This window comes from Marinobacter sp. NFXS11, assembly GCF_040148675.1.
GTDB lineage: Bacteria > Pseudomonadota > Gammaproteobacteria > Pseudomonadales > Oleiphilaceae > Marinobacter.
Window position 1 is genome coordinate 674,937 of sequence record NZ_JAGDDV010000001.1, and the last position, 19,963, is coordinate 694,899.

16 protein-coding genes are annotated in these 19,963 nt (G+C 56.8%); 6 read left to right on the forward strand and 10 right to left on the reverse strand.

Translation table 11 applies throughout. The features are described 5' to 3' along the window. Positions 1-211 precede the first annotated feature (211 nt). Entirely contained in the window at positions 212-652 is a 441-nt protein-coding gene (locus J3362_RS03255) for a Z-ring associated ZapG family protein (protein ID WP_008170195.1), read from the reverse strand. A 231-nt stretch (positions 653-883) separates the two neighbouring features. Between J3362_RS03255 and zapE the strand changes: the two genes are divergently transcribed. The 6 genes from zapE to J3362_RS03285 all read left to right on the forward strand — a co-directional run bounded on the left by zapE (position 884) and on the right by J3362_RS03285 (position 9,945). Continuing rightward, positions 884-1,981 (forward strand): cell division protein ZapE, encoded by a 1,098-nt coding sequence (zapE, locus tag J3362_RS03260; protein ID WP_349519243.1) that lies wholly within the window; start codon positions 884-886, stop codon positions 1,979-1,981. An 84-nt stretch (positions 1,982-2,065) separates the two neighbouring features. After that, positions 2,066-3,250, forward strand: coding sequence for a thiolase family protein (locus J3362_RS03265; protein ID WP_349518109.1), 1,185 nt, complete (start codon positions 2,066-2,068; stop codon positions 3,248-3,250). Between the two features lie 104 nt (positions 3,251-3,354). Continuing rightward, a complete protein-coding gene (locus tag J3362_RS03270) occupies positions 3,355-3,654 on the forward strand; it encodes a hypothetical protein (protein ID WP_349518110.1) in 300 nt (99 codons plus the stop codon). Positions 3,655-3,782: 128 nt separating this feature from the next. Continuing rightward, a complete protein-coding gene (locus J3362_RS03275; protein ID WP_349518112.1) occupies positions 3,783-5,633 on the forward strand; it encodes a DUF1302 domain-containing protein in 1,851 nt (616 codons plus the stop codon). A gap of 34 nt (positions 5,634-5,667) precedes the next feature. Continuing rightward, entirely contained in the window at positions 5,668-7,029 is a 1,362-nt protein-coding gene (locus J3362_RS03280; RefSeq protein ID WP_349518113.1) for a DUF1329 domain-containing protein, read from the forward strand. Positions 7,030-7,242: 213 nt separating this feature from the next. Beyond that, on the forward strand, positions 7,243-9,945 hold the full coding sequence (locus J3362_RS03285; protein ID WP_349518114.1) for a LuxR C-terminal-related transcriptional regulator: 2,703 nt from the start codon (positions 7,243-7,245) through the stop codon (positions 9,943-9,945). On the opposite strand, the gene yihG is transcribed toward J3362_RS03285, so the two are convergent. The 9 genes from yihG to coaE all read right to left on the reverse strand — a co-directional run bounded on the left by yihG (position 9,911) and on the right by coaE (position 19,921). After that, the gene (gene yihG / locus J3362_RS03290) at positions 9,911-10,825 is read right to left on the reverse strand and encodes a 1-acylglycerol-3-phosphate O-acyltransferase, YihG family (protein ID WP_349518116.1); all 915 of its coding nucleotides are present in this window, start codon (positions 10,823-10,825) and stop codon (positions 9,911-9,913) included. The two genes, J3362_RS03285 and yihG, sit on opposite strands and share 35 nt — an antisense overlap. A gap of 12 nt (positions 10,826-10,837) precedes the next feature. After that, complete coding sequence (locus J3362_RS03295; RefSeq protein WP_349518117.1) at positions 10,838-11,773, reverse strand: glucosaminidase domain-containing protein; 936 nt, start codon at positions 11,771-11,773, stop codon at positions 10,838-10,840. Between the two features lie 89 nt (positions 11,774-11,862). After that, entirely contained in the window at positions 11,863-14,034 is a 2,172-nt protein-coding gene (locus J3362_RS03300) for a hypothetical protein (protein WP_349518118.1), read from the reverse strand. A gap of 141 nt (positions 14,035-14,175) precedes the next feature. Further along, positions 14,176-14,733 (reverse strand): YfaZ family outer membrane protein, encoded by a 558-nt coding sequence (locus J3362_RS03305; protein ID WP_014577720.1) that lies wholly within the window; start codon positions 14,731-14,733, stop codon positions 14,176-14,178. Positions 14,734-14,845: 112 nt separating this feature from the next. Next, positions 14,846-15,034 carry a DNA gyrase inhibitor YacG gene (gene yacG / locus J3362_RS03310; protein WP_008170214.1) on the reverse strand — a complete coding sequence of 63 codons (189 nt, stop codon included), beginning with the start codon at positions 15,032-15,034 and terminating at the stop codon, positions 14,846-14,848. Between the two features lie 62 nt (positions 15,035-15,096). Further along, on the reverse strand, positions 15,097-17,448 hold the full coding sequence (locus tag J3362_RS03315; RefSeq protein WP_349518119.1) for a response regulator: 2,352 nt from the start codon (positions 17,446-17,448) through the stop codon (positions 15,097-15,099). A 43-nt stretch (positions 17,449-17,491) separates the two neighbouring features. Beyond that, positions 17,492-18,235 (reverse strand): tRNA (N6-threonylcarbamoyladenosine(37)-N6)-methyltransferase TrmO, encoded by a 744-nt coding sequence (gene tsaA, locus J3362_RS03320; RefSeq protein ID WP_349518120.1) that lies wholly within the window; start codon positions 18,233-18,235, stop codon positions 17,492-17,494. After that, positions 18,235-19,329 carry a hypothetical protein gene (locus J3362_RS03325; protein WP_053112656.1) on the reverse strand — a complete coding sequence of 365 codons (1,095 nt, stop codon included), beginning with the start codon at positions 19,327-19,329 and terminating at the stop codon, positions 18,235-18,237. The genes tsaA and J3362_RS03325 overlap by 1 nt, the downstream gene beginning before the upstream one ends. Beyond that, on the reverse strand, positions 19,322-19,921 hold the full coding sequence (gene coaE, locus J3362_RS03330; protein ID WP_349518121.1) for a dephospho-CoA kinase: 600 nt from the start codon (positions 19,919-19,921) through the stop codon (positions 19,322-19,324). The genes J3362_RS03325 and coaE overlap by 8 nt, the downstream gene beginning before the upstream one ends. Positions 19,922-19,963: the final 42 nt, after the last annotated feature.

Here is a 19,963-nt window from a genome sequence, read left to right on the forward strand (position 1 = left end):
AACAGGTGATTAGACGAAGGCAGGGCGCGAATTGCACAGAAGCAGATGGAGCGCGGTGTGTGCCCCTTTCCGGGAATGTCGGCGGCCAAGGATGGCCGACGTCAAGCGCACATGGATGTGCTCGTAGCGGTTCCCGGAAAGGGGCACATACCATGCTCCCTCTTCCAAACCATCAGTCCTGCGGCAAGCCGAATAACCAGATCTATGCGAGTTAGGCCTGCTGAGCCTTATCACCCTTCTTGAGCCCAAAGTCCTCAGCGAGCGTGCCGGAATCCTTCGGATCCGTCTTGGGCGCATAATCCCGCGGCGGCTCGGAAGCGTCCTCGCGAACCTCCTCCAGGCGCTTCTTCGAAGTCTCCTGCGCCAACTCCTCCATCCAGTCCTCGTCATTGCAAAGACGATTGGCGCCGCGTGCCATATGCTGGTTCACATCGCGGTAGGCATCGTTGAAGCGGCGCAGCAAATGGGCCGACTCCATGAAATGCTCGTTCACCTGGGCCTGGTAGCGGGTATATTCGCTTCTCAGTTCCTCAATCTGCTGTTCCGCCCGGCGCTGCCGAAGCGACGTTCCCTGCCCGGAACGGCCAACAAATACCCCGATGACAATGCCAACAACCAATGCGGCAATCGCTGCCAGAATCAGGTTTGTCATATGCTGTGTCGTCCTTTTACCTAGAAGTGAGCCAAGCCCCTGTCCGACGAGTATAACGCCCCAGGCTCCATCATCCCATGATTGTGGCCTGCGCCAATCGTCGTATTGCTGCCCAGGCGGCCAACGTGGCGAAAAATCGCCAAATGCGAGACAATATGGCGCCCAAATTTACGATCAACTTCCGGGAATACCTTGATGACAGCTGCGATGTCCTCCGAAACCAGTGCGACCATGACCCCTTGGCAACGTTACCAGAAGGATCTTGAACGCCCGGATTTCCAAAAGGACTCGGCCCAGGAAGATGCGGTCAAGCGCCTTCAATCACTGTACGACAAACTTGTTGAAGCCGAAAGGGATCGCAGCAAGCCCAAGGCCAAACTTTTCCGCAAGCTCAAAAAAGGCAAGGAAGAGCCAGTCAAGGGCCTGTATTTCTGGGGTGGGGTAGGCCGCGGTAAAACTTACCTGATGGACACTTTTTACGAGTCGCTGCCTTTTGATCGCAAGATGCGGGTTCACTTCCACCGCTTCATGCAGCGTGTCCACAGCGAACTCAAATCCCTCAAAGGCGAGAAAAACCCTTTGGAGCTGGTGTCCAAGAAGTTTGCCGATGAAACCCGGGTTATCTGTTTCGACGAGTTTTTTGTGTCCGACATTGGCGACGCTATGATCCTCGCCACTCTCATGGATGGTTTATTCAGCCGCGGCGTCACCCTGGTGTGTACCTCCAACATTGTGCCGGATGGTCTTTACAAAGATGGTCTCCAGCGCGCCCGGTTCCTGCCCGCTATTGAACTCGTAAAAAGGCACACCGATGTGGTCAACGTTGATGGCGGCGTAGACTACCGGTTGCGGACGCTCGAGCAGGCGGAACTGTTCCACTCGCCTCTCGATGAAGATGCGGACGTCAGCCTGCGCAAAAGTTTCGATGCTTTGGCGGTTGAGGCCGGCAAACACAGCAAATCCATGGAAATCAACGGCCGTAAAATTCCGGCCCAGGCGCACGCAGACGACGTAGTCTGGTTTGATTTCAAAGACGTTTGCGACGGCCCCCGAAGCCAGAACGATTACATTGAAATGGCCAGGCAGTTCCACGCCATCATCGTCAGCAACGTGCCCGTCCTGGGCAAAGAAAAAGACGACCAGGCGCGCCGGTTCATCAACATGATTGACGAATTTTACGACCGCAATGTCAAAGTCATCATCTCGGCGGCGGCACCTATTACAGGGCTTTACACCGGCGGCCGCCTCGGCTTCGAATTCGAGCGCACCGAATCCCGTTTGCTGGAAATGCAGTCCCGGGAATACCTCGAAGCACCGCACAAACCATAAAAAAGAAAACAGCCCTGCGTAGGTCGGATCAGCACAGCGCAATCCGACAAGAACCTACCAGACAACCAACAGAGAGATTCAGAAATGAGCACAGACAACGTCGTTATCGTGAGCGGGGTTCGTACCCCCATGGGTGGATTCCAGGGTAGCCTGGCCAGTGTCAGCGCAACCGATCTTGGAGCGATCACCATCGCCGAGGCCGTAAAACGCGCCGGTCTGCAGCCCGCGGACGTGCAGGAAGTCATCATGGGCAACGTTCTGCCTGCCGGCCTAAAACAGGGCCCGGCCCGCCAGGCCATGCGCAAGGCCGGTCTTCCGGATCACACCGGCGCCACCACCATCAATAAACTCTGCGGCTCCGGCATGAAAGCCGCCATGTTCGCCCACGATCTGATCAAAGCCGGCAGCAACGACATCATGGTTGCCGGTGGTATGGAGAGCATGTCCAATGCCCCCTACATCCTGCAGGGAGTTCGTAGCGGCTACCGCATGGGACCTGGCCAGGCTCCCCAGGATCACATGTTCCTTGATGGCCTCGAAGACGCCGAAACCGGTCGCCTGATGGGTGCCTTTGCCCAGGAAATGGCCGACAAGAAAGGCTACACCCGGGAAGAAATGGATGAATACGCCATCACCTCCCTCAAGCGGGCCAAGAAAGCCATTGAGGAGGGCCTGCTGAAAGACGAAATCATTCCGGTAACCGTGAAAAGCCGCAAAGGCGAAGCGGTTGTCGAGGACGATGAACAGCCCCACAACGCCAACATCGACAAGATCCCGAGCCTCCGCCCGGCATTCGCCAAAGATGGCACCGTTACCGCTGCCAACGCGTCCTCGATCTCCGACGGCGCGTCAGCGCTACTCCTGATGCGCGAATCCGAAGCCGAAAGACGCGGCCTCAAACCCCTGGCTCGAATCGTCGGTCACAGCACCCAGTCCCAGCATCCATCAGAGTTCACCTGCGCCCCGGTAGGCGCTATAGAAACTCTGTTCGGCAAAACCGGCTGGAGCAAAGACGACGTCGACCTCTTCGAAATCAACGAAGCCTTCGCCATGGTCGCCATGATGCCCATCCGCGAACTCGGCCTCGACCCCGAGAAAGTCAACATCCACGGCGGCGCCTGCGCGCAGGGTCACCCCGTCGGCTCCACCGGCTCCCGCCTTCTGGTCACCCTCATGTACGCTCTTCAGCGTTACGGCAAAAAGAAGGGCATTGCAGCTCTTTGCATCGGTGGCGGTGAAGCTACGGCCATGGCGATTGAGATGCTTTAAGCGGGGATCCCGTATAGCTCTTTTGCTTCGGTTGTTGGGCAAGGTGCGGTCGTCTTTCTGAAACACGCCGTAAATACGTCCCTGTAGGCTTGACGGCAGCATCCATGCTGCCGACAGTTTCAGAAAGGCGACCGCACCTTGCCCCTGACAATACGAGAAGGATTTTCGAGGCACTGGTACCGAAGATTCCTTTTGTCGAGAATCTGGTGACATCTGAGTCGCAGATTACATCGGAACTATGGGCGCTCACCCCGGCGGCAGTGCTTGCTCCCAAGTTTAAAGCGAAAAAAACCACCAAAACCAAAGTGGTTGCATCCAAATTTGTTGTCTATAGTGATTCTGTGCGAAGAAACCCGGCGGCAAACGGCGTTAACAGAGGGATGATAGCAAAATCATACTTTTGACTGATCAAAGCGCCCGAAGGCGTTAGCTATAGTGCCAACATCACGAGCACTGTGCATGAAGCCTCCAATACATCGTGAACACCAATAATCAGAGCAGCGACTCAGAACAACAATGGAGTAGCCTTCCAATGACAAGAAAAACACATCAATGGCAGCGTTGGACCAAATTGCCGCTTGCCGTGGCAGTTGCAGCCGGCGTGTCCGGTCAGGCAGCAGCCTATTCATTTTATGTGGGTGATGTGGAAGCCCAGTTCAATACCACGCTGTCCGCAGGTGTAGGTTGGCGAGTTGAAGATCGAGATAAGCGTCTGATCGCCCAGGGTAACCTGGGTCCGGAGTATGCTCCTGGCGGTGCTCTCGAGAATATTGGTTCTTCTACCAACAACTACGACGACGGTAACCTCAACTTTGAAAGCGGGGACACCTACTCCAAAATCGTCAAGGGTAACAGCGAACTCTACCTCAATTACTACGTCGACAACCCCTACCTGACACGCGTAGGCGGCCTGCTCCGTGGGCGTTACTGGTACGACTTCGAGTTGAAAGACGAGAACAGGGCGGTAGATTACGTTGGACAGCAGCGTGAGCTGAACCCCGAGGCAAAAGACAATGCCTCTGGTGGTGAAATTCTCGACGCTTACATCTTCTCCGATTGGTACTTTGGAAACGTTCCCGTCAGTCTCCGCTATGGCAAACAGGTAGTCAGTTGGGGTGAGAGCACATTTATCCAGGGCGGTATCAACGTCATTAACCCTGTTGATGTTCCGGCTTTCCGCGCTCCGGGTTCCGAACTGAAAGACGCTTTGCTTCCGGTTGAAATGTTCTACATGTCTGCCGGCATTACCGAGAATGTAACCATCGAAACATTCGTTCAGGCGGATTGGGAACCGATTCGTCCAGATGATTGTGGCACGTTCTTCTCAACCAACGATTTTGCTTCTGATGGCTGCGGTCCCGTGCTTTTGGCAGGGCAGCTCTCCGATTCACAAGCGCTTGCTCAGGGATTTGTGGCGCCGCGAATTGGTGATCAGGAAGCAGATTCGAAAGACCAGTTCGGCGTCGCCTTGCGGTGGTACGTTCCGGAACTCAATGACTCGGAGCTCGGCTTCTATTACATCAAGTACAACAGCCGCCTTCCTTATGTCAGTGGCACAATTAAAGACACTGGTGAGCAGTTCCCGAAATACTTTATAGAGTATCCCGAAGGTATTAACCTCTACGGTATCAGCATTAATACGACAACTCCGGGCGGTTGGTCTCTCGGCGCGGAATACTCTTTCCGGGACAAGGTTCCCCTTCAGTGGAACGCGTTTGAACTGTTGTATGGCGGCACTCAGCTCCGCAATCCGATTGACGGCACGCCGGTAAGTTTGCTTGAGAAGCAAAGGCTGGAAGAAGCTGGTGGTACCCTCGATCCGGGCGTCAGCGTTTCCGGTAACGATCGCTTCAATGTGTCCCAGGCGCAGTTTACGTTGATCAAGTTCTTCGACCAGGTTATGGGCGCCAGTCGCCTCTCCCTGATCTCTGAATTCGGCGCGACGTACATTCACGACCTGCCTGGTTACGACGAAGCGCGCTACGGTCGCTCTGGTACCTTTGGTGTAGGACCTGTTCCCAGTGCCGGCGGCGTCGATGCTTGTCCGCTCCTGAATATCAACACGAATTACTGTGAAAACGAAGGCTTCACAACTGACTTCTCATGGGGTTACCGTGCACGCCTGGTTTGGGATTACCCGAACGCGCTGGCCGGTGTGAACCTGTCACCGCAGCTGGCCTGGAGCCACGATGTTGAGGGTTACAGCCCGCAGCCGGGCGGTGCTTTCAACGAAGGCAGCAAGGCTATCGGTCTGTCTCTGCAGGCGGTGTACCAGAACAAGATTACCGGCAACATCGGTTACACAAACTTTTTCGGCGGCAAGCCGTATAACGAGTTGACTGACCGCGATTTCGTGAGTGCTAGCGTTTCATACTCATTCTGAACCCGGAAAGAATTCGTTGAACGAGGGAATTTAAATGAAACTGAACAAGAAACTACTGGCCACAGGCGTCCTGGCAGCGAGCATGTTTGCCGGCCAGGCCTGGGGTGCGGTTTCTGCTGAAGAGGCGGCCAAGCTGGGTAACTCGCTGACACCGATGGGTGCAGAAAAAGCCGGTAACGGTGGCGCCATTCCTGCCTGGACGGGTGGTCTGACAACACCGCCTCCCGGCTACAACAATGATGGTATCTACGTGAATCCGTTCACGGATGAGCAGCCCAAGTTCACCATCGATCAGAGTAACGTCGAGCAGTACAAAGACAATCTGTCCCCGGGGCAGGTTGCTATGATCGAGCGCTACGATGACTATTTCATGCCGGTGTATGAAACCCATCGTACTGCTGCCTACCCCGACGAGGTCATGGAGCAGACCGTTGAAAACGCCACCACGGTTGAGCTGATCAAGGACGGTAACGGTCTGGGCAACTATCAGTCTGCCACCCCGTTCCCGATTCCCCAGAATGGCCTGGAGGCAATCTGGAACCACATTACCCGTTACAGAGGTGGTTCTGTACAGCGCACAGTTGGACAGGTGACGCCGACGGAAGGTGGTGATTTCTCAGTTGTGAAATTCCAGGACGAGCTTACCTGGCGTACCTATCTCTCGGATTATAATCCGGACGAGGATGCGAACGTTCTGTTCTACTTCAAGCAGGCCATTACCGCGCCAGCGCGTCTCGCAGGTAACGTACTGCTGGTGCACGAGACCATCGACCAGGTTGCCGAGCCTCGCCGCGCGTGGGTATACAACGCCGGTCAGCGTCGGGTTCGCCGCGCACCGCAGGTAGCGTATGACGGACCGGGTACCGCGTCTGACGGCATGCGTACCTCGGATAACTTCGACATGTTCAACGGTGCTCCGGATCGCTACAACTGGGAGCTGGTTGGCAAGAAGGAAATGTACATCCCGTACAACTCCTACAAGCTGACCGATCGCAGTCTGAGCTATGACCAGATCATTCAGGCTGGTCATATCAATCAGGATTACACTCGCTACGAGCTGCACCGTGTATGGCACGTTCGCGCCACACTGAAAGAAGGTGCCCGCCACATCTATGCCCAGCGTGACTTCTACATTGATGAGGACTCCTGGCAGGCATCCGTCATTGATCACTACGACGGTCGTGGCGAACTCTGGCGTGTTGCTGAAGCCCACAATATGCAGTTCTATGATCAGAACGTGCCCTGGTACGCCATTGAGACGCTTTACGACCTGCTCTCTGGCCGCTACCTCGCGCTTGGTCTGACCAACGAGGAAGAGAACCCGTATGAGTTCGGCGTTGAGCGCCGCTCCAGGGATTACACGCCGGCCGCACTGCGCCGCGCCGGTACCCGGTAAGGGTTCTGCAGAAGACTTAAAAACGGCGGGCCTCACGGCCCGCCGTTTTTTTTACACCCTGGAAAACCCTTTCACGTCAAAATTTTGCAGCCCACCCCTCAATTGGTTTAACCTTCTTATCATACTAAAGGCGTACCCGATGTCGGTCGCCATTGAAAAGCCAGTGCAAGATCCACTTTTCCGGCGGTGCAAGGCAGTGCAAGCCGGAGCTAAATGGGGCAGTGCGTGAAACCATTCAATGATGGCTGTGCAGCCAACGACGAATTCCAGTCAGCGAACAGTGGTCTTCAACGGGGCGAGTTAATCAGGGACCTGCTCAGACAGCGGGTTCATATTCCCCCGGTTCCCGCCGATTCAATGGTTCGGCCAAAGCTTGACACCAGGATCTCCGAAGCTCTGACTTCCAGAGGTGTTCTTTTCCTGGAGGCGCCCTGTGGTTACGGCAAATCCCACGCTGTGGTCAGCGCCCTGGTGAGCGCTCAAATGGCTGCCGATCAAGTACGCTGGATTACGCTGAACTCTCAGGATAATGCACCATCCCGCTTCCTGACCTTGCTTGCCATTGCCCTGGATCTACCTGAAACCCCGGAGCAGGGGCTTCAGAGCGGCGCCACCTTCTCGGATACCCTTTCGATGATGCAGGTCGCTTTGGCGCGCGAGGATACTGGCCAGCCACGGGTCCTGGTGCTGGACAACCTCCAGAATCTCAGCAACCCTGCCGTAGTGGACCTGCTTCAACAACTGGTAATGGAATTTCCGGCTGGTTCGTCCATCGTTCTTATGTCCCGTAAGGCACTGCCTTTCGAAACACACAGCCTCGAGCTGGAAAACCGATTCACCCGCATCGGGTCCGAAACGCTCGAGTTTTCCCGTTCAGAAACCTTCGAGTTTTTCCGGTCCGCCACGGCGAAGAGCGAACTCACCAGTGTTGCTGTCGATAACCTCTATTATATGACCGAGGGCTGGGCGACGCCGTTGGCGCTGTATCGCCGGGAGGTTGCTCAGAATATCGAGCGCAAACCGATTCAGGAAACACCAAGCGTCGAAAGGTTTTTGAAAGACTCTGTGCTTGGCAATCTGACACCGGGGCAGATGCGGTCCATGCGGGGTATTGCCGAACTTGAACTCTGCTCCGATGAACTGTTCCTCGCGCTTGAGCCACTCTTGCCTGAAGCTGGCTTTGTTCCCTCCCAGGCTGCCGAGCGAGGGCTGCCCCTTAAGCCGATGCCGGGTCGTGGTCGCTGGTTCCGGATAAATCCCCTGTTGCAGGAATGGCTGAAGTCGCCCGTAATGACCGGATATTCGGAGCGGATGCTGCAGGCGAGCCGATGGTTTGGCGTGCGCGACCAGTTTCCGGAGGCCCTGAAATACGCTCTCCTGTCTGGCGATGCCGAGGAAGTCATCCGGATCGCCTCTGAGGGATCAGAGGCTTTGCTGTTGGGTCAGGATACCGCATCACTCCTGCGCCTTCGCAAGAGTTTGCCGGCTCAGCTCCTGGAACGAAGCGTGCGTCTCAGAATTGTCTATAGCTGGGTTCATGCAATTGGCGGCCAGTTCCGCCAGGCTCGAGCGCTGATTGATGGTCTGGCCGAGACCGACCGACAGGAGCAGGCCGCACGGATTCGTGCCTTGAAAGCGTTTATCCTGCGGGGAGAGGGCAGTGTTGGGCCGGCTCTGGAAATGGCTGATCAGGCCCTGGCAGGCGGGGAACTCAGCACTCAGGGCCAGCTTGTCACGCAGATGGTCCGTTCCAGTGCATTGTGCGCGGCGGGTCGATTCCCGGAGGCCCGGGAAGCAAACCGTGCCGCGTCGAGACTCGCAAGAGAAGCGGGCGATTCCGGTTCGGAAGCCTTGGCGGTTTATGCACACGCCCGGATCGAACTGGGCAAAGGCGCCCTGAAGCATGCAGAGCAATTGTTGCGCACCGGTCTCGATACCGCCATGCAGGAACTCTCGCGTCCCGCCCGGATTGGTGAAACCCGCCTGCAGCTGAATCTGGTGCTCGTGCTCTGGCATCAGGGCCGTGAAGCGGAAGCAGATCGCCTGTTGGTCACCTGCGGGCGCCACGCTGAACAGACCCGGGATCTTGGTCTGCTGTTGGCGATGACCATTCGTGTCTTGATGTGTCGGACCCAGGGTCGCCTAGAGGATGCGTTTGTCTGGATTGGTCGGGCCGAGCGTACCATGCATTCCTGGCAAGTCGACGAATCACTGTTCGTACCTGTTCTCGAGGCCCTGAAAGCCAACTGCTGGTTGTCGCAGAATCAGATCGACAGTGCCGATCAGGCGGTTCGAAAGCTTGCTCCCTACAGGGAGGCCGGCTGCGTACCGGAGCTCTTCCCCATGATGCCGGGCTTGCTGGACTGCCTTCAGGTTCGGGTCGACCTGGCTCGCGGTGATTTAATAAAGGCCCGGGAAACCCTCCAGGGTATCCGTGAACGGTATGAGGGAGCCATTCCATGGGGCGTAGAGCTCCACATGCGCTTGCTTGAGGCTGTGATCGTTCTGGATGAAAAGGGACCGGTGGTGGCCCTGAAGATTCTGTCTACCGTCGTCAATGAGGCTGCTGCAGAGCACTTCATCAGTCCTTTCCGGGAGCTCAGGAACGAGTTGCAGGAGCTAATGACGAAGGGCTTTGGTCAGCTTCCTGAAAGTGCGTTCAAAGAAGCGCTGGGTGAGGTGTTTGAGCTCCGTGAGGTCGCGGGTACCCTGGACACCCTGGCGGAACCCATCAGTGAGCGGGAGCAGGGTGTGCTCGAGCTGATTGCAAAAGGGCTTTCAAACCAGGAAATAGCTGACAAGCTGCATATTTCTCTGCACACGGTGAAAACCCACGCGCGCAGAATCAATGCCAAGCTGGAAGTGAAATCCCGAACCCAGGCTATTGTGCGCGCCCGGGAGCTTGGGCTGCTTTAAGCTCATCAATTCGCGCATCCTTCTCTGCCCAAATCTCACTCACCCAGCGTTGGAACGCAATCCGGGTTTCCCGGTTGTTTTCGTAATCCATTCCCAGAAACTCGCCTGGAATTTCCCGCGTTCGAACGTCAATAATAATCCTTCGGATTCGCCCGCACAGGTAATCCCAGAAGCCGGCCCGGCCTTCCGGATACACGATCGTGACATCCAACATGGTGTGGATCATTTCGCCCATAGCGCCCAGTACAAAAGCCGTTCCGCCTGCTCTTGGTTTCAAGAGGTGCTTGTAGGGTGAATTCTGGCGATCATGCTTCTCGGGTGTAAACCGGGTGCCTTCCATAAAGTTGAAGATCGTCACCGGGGTGTAGCGAAACTTCTCGCAGGCAGCCTGGGTAGCCTCCACATCCTTGCCCTTTAGTTCCGGACGTTTGGCGATTTGCTCCTTGGTATGGCGGTGCATAAAGGGAAAATCCAGCGCCCACCAGGCAACTCCGAGTAATGGCACCCAGATCAGTTGTCGCTTCAGGAAGAACTTCAGCAGGGGGATTCGGCTGTTCAGCACATACTGAATGGCCGGGATATCGGCCCAGCTCTGGTGGTTACAGGTGACAAAATACCAGTGCTTCCGGCTGAGATTTTCGACGCCCCGCACATCCCAGTCGACTTTGTGCAGAAAATCCATCAGCAGATTGTTGAAGCCAATCCAGACCCACGCGATGGTGTTGAGGATCACCGTGCAGCCCTTTCGCACGGCGGTAATGGGCAGAACCAGTTTAAGCAGGGCGACTGCGAGGAGAAACGGAATCAGCACCAACGTGTTACACAGGATGAGCAGGGCCGCCAAAGTCCCCTTCAGCGGCGCGGGGAGAAAATCGAGCATGGGGTAGGGTCTCTAACCTTCAGCCGGGTTGGTTTTCAGGGATGATTGGCGGGGTAGCAAACCGGTTTCCGCTTCGGTAGAAGCCAGCTGTTCAAGGCTGCCGGGTTCGAGGTTTCTAACCACGCTGCGGAAATCGTCGTCATAAAACTCAAGGTTGTTGTAGTGAATCATTGCCCGGATCTCTTCAATGTATTCTTCTCCGCGCTCGGAGTAGCCAAGCAGTCCCTCTGCAAGCTCCAGGCCTGAGAGAGGGGCATTATCACGGCGGTCTTCTAGGCGGACGTCTCGCAACAACTGATAGGTCGGGTGGCGATTCAGGTTCTGTATGTACGCACGAACCGAGCGGTAGGGTGAGGAGAACTTGGCCACCTCATGGCTCGCGCCCTCTGCCCGGCCGCGGGGAACAAGCCCGCAGCCTTTGGAAAAGCACCACTGGCCAAAAAGGTTATTACCTTTCGTGGCAAACCGGGAGGTGCCCCAGGCGGATTCATTGGCGGCCTGTGCCAGGATCAGAGACGGAGGAATCACATCGAGGCGCTTGCGCAGCAGGGCAAACTGCTCGTCGCTGCCGGGCTCGGCATCCACTCTTAATCGCTCGGACTGTTGGGCCAGCCAATCATACTCCTTGCTGGTCAATGTCTCTTTCGCAGCGAGGCTATCCAGGTAGTCGCGCTCAATCAGAATCCGTGAGTTGGCCAGAACAATCCGTGGGTAGAGAAACGAGAAGAATGCGGCCTTCTTCTCCGTGGTGTCCTGATACCGGGAAAAATCCGGCAGGTCGTCATTGGCCCAACTGGGGAGCGGAGGCAGAGAAGACAGTGCGGGTTCGGAGCCTGTGTTATCGGAGTTGATCCGGTCGATACTGGCCTGTGGCGTATAAAAGCCACCGCCGATCGCAAATGCAATCAGGGGGAGCATCAGTATGGCGGCCCGTTTACCCGCAGACATAAAACCTCACGTTAAAATCGATATAGCAATGATTATAACAGGTTATACGAGAGCGTTTGCCAGTTGGGTTTTGTCGGATGCCAGTGCAGTCAGGGCAGTCGTGTTGCAACCAGCAAGCCGATCTGTTCCTCATCACCCTCGGTGGTTCGGAAACGCAAATAGAACTGGTCCTGACTGGCGGTGTGAAAACCCTCAAGTACAAGGTTGCCGGCGGTGAACTCTACCCTCCCGGCACCCAGTTGGTTGAGCGCCAGGTCGATGTCCGCCAGGCTCTCGAGCGCAGGTTTTGTCACGGTCTCGTCATCAACGGAATGGGTGCTGGTCAGCGAAATCGGCGAGAGTGTTGCCGAGCTTGAGGATTCGATGGTCAGCAGGGCATTGTCAAAATGTCGGAGGCGGTTCGTCTGAGATGTCAGGGCCAGGGCCACACCCTGAAGCCTGAACTGTCCCGAAGCCGGTACGGTGTTCGCGGTTTGTTCCGCGGCAATCAGGATGCCGTCGCCCAGGGGACTATCGTCCAGGTTGAATGCCATCAGGGTGCCATCCGGGGTGCTGGCGCCGACACCGATATCTGGCCGCTGGAAATCACCGGAAGCGGTGGTTATGTCAAGGTTCAGTCGTCCGATATCCACATCCCCTTTGCTGAGCCGCGACGTTCGGTTGCTTAGGGTCCAGGATTCTGTTCCGGTACCGGTGGAGTCCGTCGTGACAGTGCCTGAACTGTCTCGTTGTAATGACGTAAAGCTCTGGGATTGGTTAACTGTACCGCCAGAAATCTGCCATTGGCCAACGCCTGCTTCGATGGTGAGAGGCGTTGTCTCGTCGCTGAATCGGGTTCCAAGATACAGCATGTTGTAGTCGCGGCCATTCAGACTGTCTGCGTCGAATCCCTCCTTCCTGAGGAGGTTGACCTCAAGAACCGACAGATACTGATCCTCCAGAGTACCCAGCCGCCGCAACCGGTCGCCGTCTGCTTCCAGCTCAATAGCCTTGCCAGCGCTGAAGTAGCCGCTGATCACCCGGTCGGGCCCCGTGGTTTCATCCTCAGGCGCGCTTGTGAAGGCGTCCAGATAGTAGGGATTGCGAGTCCAGCCAATAATTTTCGAGCTGCCCCGGCCGGTAATGCTCTGATACAGGGCCCGGCCGGCCAGCAGGTGAGTTTCTTCCAGCAGGGTGGCTGCACCAGGGGATGACGAGTGGGTATTCCTTTCCCAGTACTCGGAGCCCCTCACAAAGAAGTCGTTGCCCTGCTGATGGATCAGAGCCTCGCGATCGTAGGGTATATCGTTGGCGAGAGAGGTCACTCGGATGTTGAACGCATCAAAGCTGGTGAGCGTCAGGGCCGGATAAACATAGCCGGTGCCATTGTTATCGGTCAGCACCTCTTCCTGGGCCGTTCGAACACCCCATTGTCCGGACCCGCTCAGGGTAGACTCGAGAAAAGTCTGCCCCAACTCGATGCCCAGGAATACTGAATTGTAGTCTGCGGAACTGGCGCTGATTTTTCCCGAGGACGTCTCATCGAGCACCGCGTAGTCGGCCATGGCGCTCACGTAACGGGCAAAGTCTCCCCGATCTTCGAGAATATCCAGGGCACCGCCGAGGCCAACATTGGAAGGAATCTCAATTTCAAAGTCGTGGACCTGATCGGCGAGGGTCGACCACACATACTTGTTCAGGCACAGCTCGCCGCCTTCATCGGCAACGCAATCCAGAATGGTCTGGAACTCACCGGCCGTATAGCTGCTGAGCGTGTTACGCACCAGATATTCGGAAAAAGGATTCACCTTCACATCCCGGTCCGCATCGGCGGCCAGGGCTCGCATACGGGTGTTGCCATAACTGGCATCGATAATCACATCTGGTCCAAGCGGCAGGCCTTCTGTGAATTCGATAATGGTGAAACCTTCGCTGTCGGTGCGGCTCGAAATGGGAGGCTCGCCCAGGTTCTGCAAGGCCGGGTTGGTGTAGTAAACACTCACCCTGTCCGGTTGCACGATTCTCAGGTTGCGGCGGGTAGGTTCGCCGTCGCTGGTGACACCACCCGGTACTTCCATGGTTACCCGGACTTCATTGCTGGCCAGGCCGCCTGTGTTCGAGGAATCTCCGGTGCTGCCGGAACTGAAATCATCGACCGGGTTCTTGTTTCCCGCGAAGTCATTGGGCTGGCCGGCCGCGCCGGCAATGGCATCTTCGCCGCTTCCGCATCCCGCGGTGAGCACCAGAGTCGAGGAGAGGAGTAAACCGAGTGTGAATCGCATGCCTGGCTATCCGTGCAGAAAATACAGGCAGACAGTCTAACAGTCGGATTCTCGGGAAAGCGTGAGGAAAAGCACGAAAGAGTCAGGGAAGGAAAGTGAAACAGGCCCGGGCGAGCGGGCCCGTTTCAGATGAGGCATGAATCAGAAGAAAATCTTCATGCCCGCCATAACGCCCTCATCGAGATTGACGTCTCGTGAGGAATTCTCGATATCGGTGTTCAGGTAACGGTAGCCAGCAAAAACCTCCGCGTTGCGGATCACACGATAGCTGCCACGAAGCTCCAGGCTGGTCATGTCATCGGAATCGCCGAACGAGAGAATGCTGGGTGCATAATGCAGGCCGCCGGTGAACGACAGGCCCGGCACGTTCGGGATGTTGACGGTTGCGAAACCGCCGAGACCGAGCGCTCCACCATCTGCACGACCCTGATCCCAGAAGATGCCGCGCATGCCGATGCCGGCGGTAGTCGGCAGGTTACCGATAGCAGTGCGGCCCTGGGCATGGAAATCGGCGTTGAAAATATCGCGGCCACCTTCGTGGTAGGTGTAACCGGTGCCAAGCTGGATATCGTTGTTGGTGCCGAAGAAGTTTACCTGGCCCTTCACGGAATCGTTTGTGAGGCTAAGATCCACATCACCTGCGAAGGCAGGCGCGGCAGCCAGTGAGAGAACCATCAGGGAAATCCGGGACGCTTTCATAGTTGTGCACCTTCGTTACGTGTTTAGCAGAATTGGCGGTATGTTAACGGGACGCACCGGACCACTCAACTTAAATGCCAGTAAGTCCCCGTTAACTTTCATTTTTCGCAGATCAGTGCCGGGTGGTCTCGCCGCCCTGGTCCAGATCCTCCGGTGATGCGTTCTCTGCGGGTACCCGGTATTCCTCGTTGGCCCAGGCCCCCAGATCGATCAGTTTGCAACGCTCGGAGCAGAAAGGGCGCCAGGGATTGGTCTCGGTCCATTCCACGGACTTTTTACAGGTTGGGCATTCAACGTTCATGGTTGCCTTCGGGTATCGGAAACGTGTCTGGATGTCTGTGCCCGTAGTTCGGTAAGCCGGTCTCAGGAGGCAGCAGACGCCTGACAATATTGTTCCAGTACTGCCCGCAGCATTTCAATATTGACAGGCTTGGCAACAAACGAATCCATACCGCATCGGCGGCAGCGTTCCTCGTCTTCTTCCATGGCACTGGCGGTCAGCGCGACCACCGGGATGTGCGCGCGGTTGTGGGTTTTCTCCCACTCACGGAGGCGTCGGGTGGCTTCGAAACCGTCCACGCGGGGCATCACGCAATCCATGAATACCAGGTCGAAAGGATGCCACTGCCATAGGCTGGCCGCAGCCTCGCCATCGTTGGCTGTCATCACGTCACAACCGAGTTTCTCCAGCAGCCGACGTGTGAGGGTGCGGTTCACGGGATTATCCTCCACCAGCAACACCTTCATGCGGCCGCAGGGAAGCTCCCGGCGACGGGCAGTATCGGTGTTGGCCTGAAGCGAGAACCGGGTCAGGAAACGCCGTTCTTCTTTGGCTGCATCGGCAAACAACTGGTTGAGGATGGGCGTCAGGCAGGACTCCCGAAGCGATTTGCTCAGGAAGGCATCGGCGCCCGCCTGGCGAAAATGCTCGGCATCGCCCCGTTGGGGGTTGGACGACAGGATCAGAAGGCGCATATCCGACCACAGCGGGTTGCTGCGTATCTGTCGGCACAGCAGGTCGCTGTCCATATCCGGCACAAAACCATCCAGAATGATGGCATCGAAGGGCTGCTGGCCATCGAACGCCGTGCGCAGGGACGTCAGCGCCTCGCCGGCTGACTTCACCGCTTCGATGTGCACTTCGTGCCGGGACAGCATTTCCAGAGTGATCTTGCGGGACAGCTCGTAGGAATCCACTACCAGAATCCTGCGGTTCTTCACCATCCGGGTATCCGGCCGAACTCGGGCGGCGTTCTCCGGCGCCACGGGCAGGGTCAGCTCCATCCAGAAGGTCGAGCCTTCACCGGGTCGGCTTTCAAGATCCATGGCCCCGTCCATCAGGCCCACCAGTTGGCGGCAGATGGTGAGGCCAAGGCCGGCACCGGGCAGTTGACGCTGGAACTGCTGGCCAAGCTGCACGTAGGGTTCGTAAACGAGAGGAACATCTTCCGGGTTGATGCCCACGCCGGTGTCTTCCACGGCAATGCGCAGGCGAGCCTTATCGTCCCGACGGCCCAACATCTCGATACTGATCAGCACATGGCCGGAATCGGTAAACTTGATGGCGTTGGACGTAAGGTTCAACAATATCTGGCGAATGCGAACCGGGTCGCCCTTCAGGGCCCAGGGCAGGTTTTCGTCGATCCTGAGTTCCAGTGCGAGGCCTTTCTCCCGGGCGCGAGAGCCGAGCATGTGCACCAGATCATTGAGGGTTTCCCGAAGGTCGAAGGGGATGTCTTCAAGTACCAGCTTGCCCGCTTCCATACTGGAGATATCCAGCAGGTCGTTGATGATGGCCGAGAGGCTTTCCGAGGCGCTCAGCAAGGTCAGGACGTATTCCCGCTGCTCCTGATCCAGCGGCGTATCGGTGAGTAGGTTGGCGTAGCCCAGCACCGATTGCAGCGGAATACGCAGTTCGTGGCTGACATTCGCCAGGAACTGGTTCTTGGCGTGATTGGCGCGAACCGCCTCGTCCCGTTCACCCTGGGACTGGATCGTGGTCTGTCGCAGGGAGCGGGTGTCCTCAAGGATTTGCAGGCGCATCTTGTTCAGGGCCTGCTCCAGCTCCGAGAGTTCATCTGGCGTTTTTCGGGGTTTGCGCCTGAGCTTCAGCGGGTCTACCAGCGCGTCGAGATTCAGCCGCGCGGCGTAATCGGCCATGGATTCCAGATGCCTGGAGAGCGTCAAACGAACGATCACCAGCAACCCCAGGGTGCCCAGCATGACAACAATGGATTGGAACAGCAGGTTCAGGAGCGCGCGGTTACGTAGGTCTGTGTAGATCTGGTCGATGGAGGAGGTGACGGTGAGCGTGCCGACATTTTCTGGGCTGCGGTTGTTGGAGCGGTCGAAAACCAGTGGAAAGGTCTGCGACATGACCCGGCCCTCAGGGTAAGTGCCGGTGCTGAAGGTTTCGCCGGTGCTGGTCACCACCCGCCCGTACTGGACAGCGGGCACTGCTTTCATATCATCCAGGCTGTTGGCCACCTCGCTGAAATTCATCAGCCAGATGTTGTTGCTCATACTCCCGGAGACCAACTCGGCGGCTCGTGTCTGGTCATTCAGCAGATCGTTCTTGCGCCGTTCGAATTCTCCGATCAACTGAACGCCCGTCGCCACCAGAGACAAAAAGAGGCTGAACAGCAATACGTAGGCGAGCAACCTTGCCGCCAATGGCCGTATTCCCAATCGTTTGAAGAACCGCTTCGAAGGCAAGGCACATATTCCCTGTGTCGACTACAAAATCACCAAAATCAGTTTAACAGACCGTCAGCACTTCGACACGTTTTCGTGAATGATCATTCACGAATCGAAAGCGCACGTTCAGATCGTATAAATGTGCGCCATAGATGCGCTCCTCTTCACGCCCGCGCCGAAAAGACGGGCGAGGATCGTAGGCCACCACATCCTCGATCAGCGGGCGCAGTTCCGGGTACTCTTCGGGTGAAAGCTCGCCAATCTGGGCCTCCGCTTCCGGCAGAAAAACCACTTCGAGTTTTTCCGTGGGTGGCGAGTCTGCCCAGCCCAATGTCGCTTCAGGAACTGAATCGGCAAATGGCAGGTAGGGTTTGATATCCAGTATCGGTGTGCCCTCGATGAGGTCATGATCACTGATGCGAAGAATGAGCTGTCCATCTTTGCGAACCAGTCCCTCATTGCGAACGACCGACAGGCCGAGGCTGTTTGGGCGAAACGGAGAGCGGCTGGCAAACACGCCCATCTTGCGATTGCCGCCCAAGCGGGGAGGGCGGACCACGGGCCGCCATTCTGCCCGTACCGCCTCATGGAACTGAAAGGTCAGCCAAAGGTGGCTGGCGGTCTCCAGCCCACGGAAGGCATCTTCCCGGTCAAACGGTGGCCGGATGATCAGGTCGGCCCGGGCATGGCGGGTCAACCCCGGCTGGCGGGGCACCCCGAATTTGTCCTGGAAGCAAGAGCGGGTAATGGCGACAGGCTTGAGAGTGAGGGCCTCGGTCGCGGGTTTCGAGGGGTGTCTTGGCATTACAAACGATCATCCTCAATGATACCGGAGAAAAACATTTCCACCCGGAAGACCACCGATGCCCGGTCTTTAAAACTTTCCTCCCGCGGGAATTCCAGCGCTGGAATCAGCTCCGCGTAGAGCCAGTTGCTGTGGAGACGATAGCGAAACGTGAGGTCCCCGAATGCGGACGTGGTGCGCCAGGAAGGTTTGCTTTCCCCAAGTACGCCCAGCCGGGGCGTTACAATCAAACGGTTATTCATGCGCTTACGCATGCTGAATATCTGAGCTGCAACAAATTCCTTGTCGTTGTGCACCCACTCCAGTTCTGAAGACGAGCGAAAATACCAGTCATTGCCCACCGGGCGCCCAACACCAATCCAGGTTCGCTCGCCCCAGCCGTCCTGATGAAAATAATAGAACCGTTGCTGAGCGTTCAGAATCCACTTGTCGTCCAGCCGCCAACGTTTCTCAGCCGTTGCCCGCCAGAACGCGTCTGGAGGAAGTCGCAGGCGCACACCCACGTCGTTGGAAAAGTTGATGGCGTCACCAATCTGGGTCAGGTAACGCAGTGCACCTGTGGCTTCCGTATCGGAACGCTCGGGCTCCGTAAGCTGGCGGTCCCGCTGGCGCTCCCCGAGAGGAATCAGGTCTTCGCTCTCGCTCTCGATCACCAGGCGCAGTTTCCGACGAGTGGTGGGAATATCCAGCCGGAACCGAGCCTCAGGCTCAAATTGTGCCGGATCGCCGTATTCGGATTCTGTCGCAAAGCCAATGCGCAGGTAGCTCTCGTTGTTGGGAAGGCTCTGGGCGCTGCCCGATAAGGTACGGTCTGCCCACTGGCCCACCGACTGGATCTTTTGCCCGTGAAGACGCTCCTGCCGCAGCACCCAGTTGCTGAATTTGAGCCAGTAGGAATCCCGGGGATCGGCCCAGTATTCGTCCGGCTCAAACGTATAGAATCCGATCGGAAGCTGACCCGGCGAGAGAATCTCAGCCACTGAACGCTCCCGAACCTCAAACACCGGCTCAATGCTGTAGCTTGGAGAAGAGACCGTCAGAGAAAGAACAGCCGCAAGGGCTGCCATACGATAGCGGGAAAACCAGTCAGCCAAAGTCCACCAACAACCTTTCATGCAGCTCCCGCACCTGACGCGTTACTTCATCCAGAGGGCGATCATTATCAATCACCTCATCCGCCCGCGCCAGCCGATCTTCGCGCGACATCTGAGCCGCAATGATCCGCTCAACCTGTTCACGGGAATTGGTATCCCGTGCCATGGTGCGATCAATCTGGGTTTCTTCAGGCACGTCGATCACGATAATGCGGTCAACCAGTTCGTGCTGGTCGGTCTCGAGGAGGAGAGGGGAGACCAGAAGCACATAGGGAGGTTGATAGTTTTCCGGGTTCAACTGCCGAATCAATTCCTCGCGAATGATTGGATGTAATAGCGACTCCAGCCAAACTCGTTCTTCTGGCTTTTCAAAAACAATTCCACGAAGCTGCGAACGATCCAAAGCACCCTCGGGTGTGAGAATCTGCTCACCAAAATGCTTCGCGATCCTTACAAGCGCTGGCGTCCCCGGCTCAACTACCTCCCGGGCAACATCATCGGCGTCCACCCAGTGCACGCCAAGCTCACCGAACAAACGAGCGACAGTGGATTTTCCGGAACCAATCCCGCCGGTGAGGCCGATTACTGCCATTGATACTCCGAGTCAGAATTATATGTCGGATTACGCTGCGCT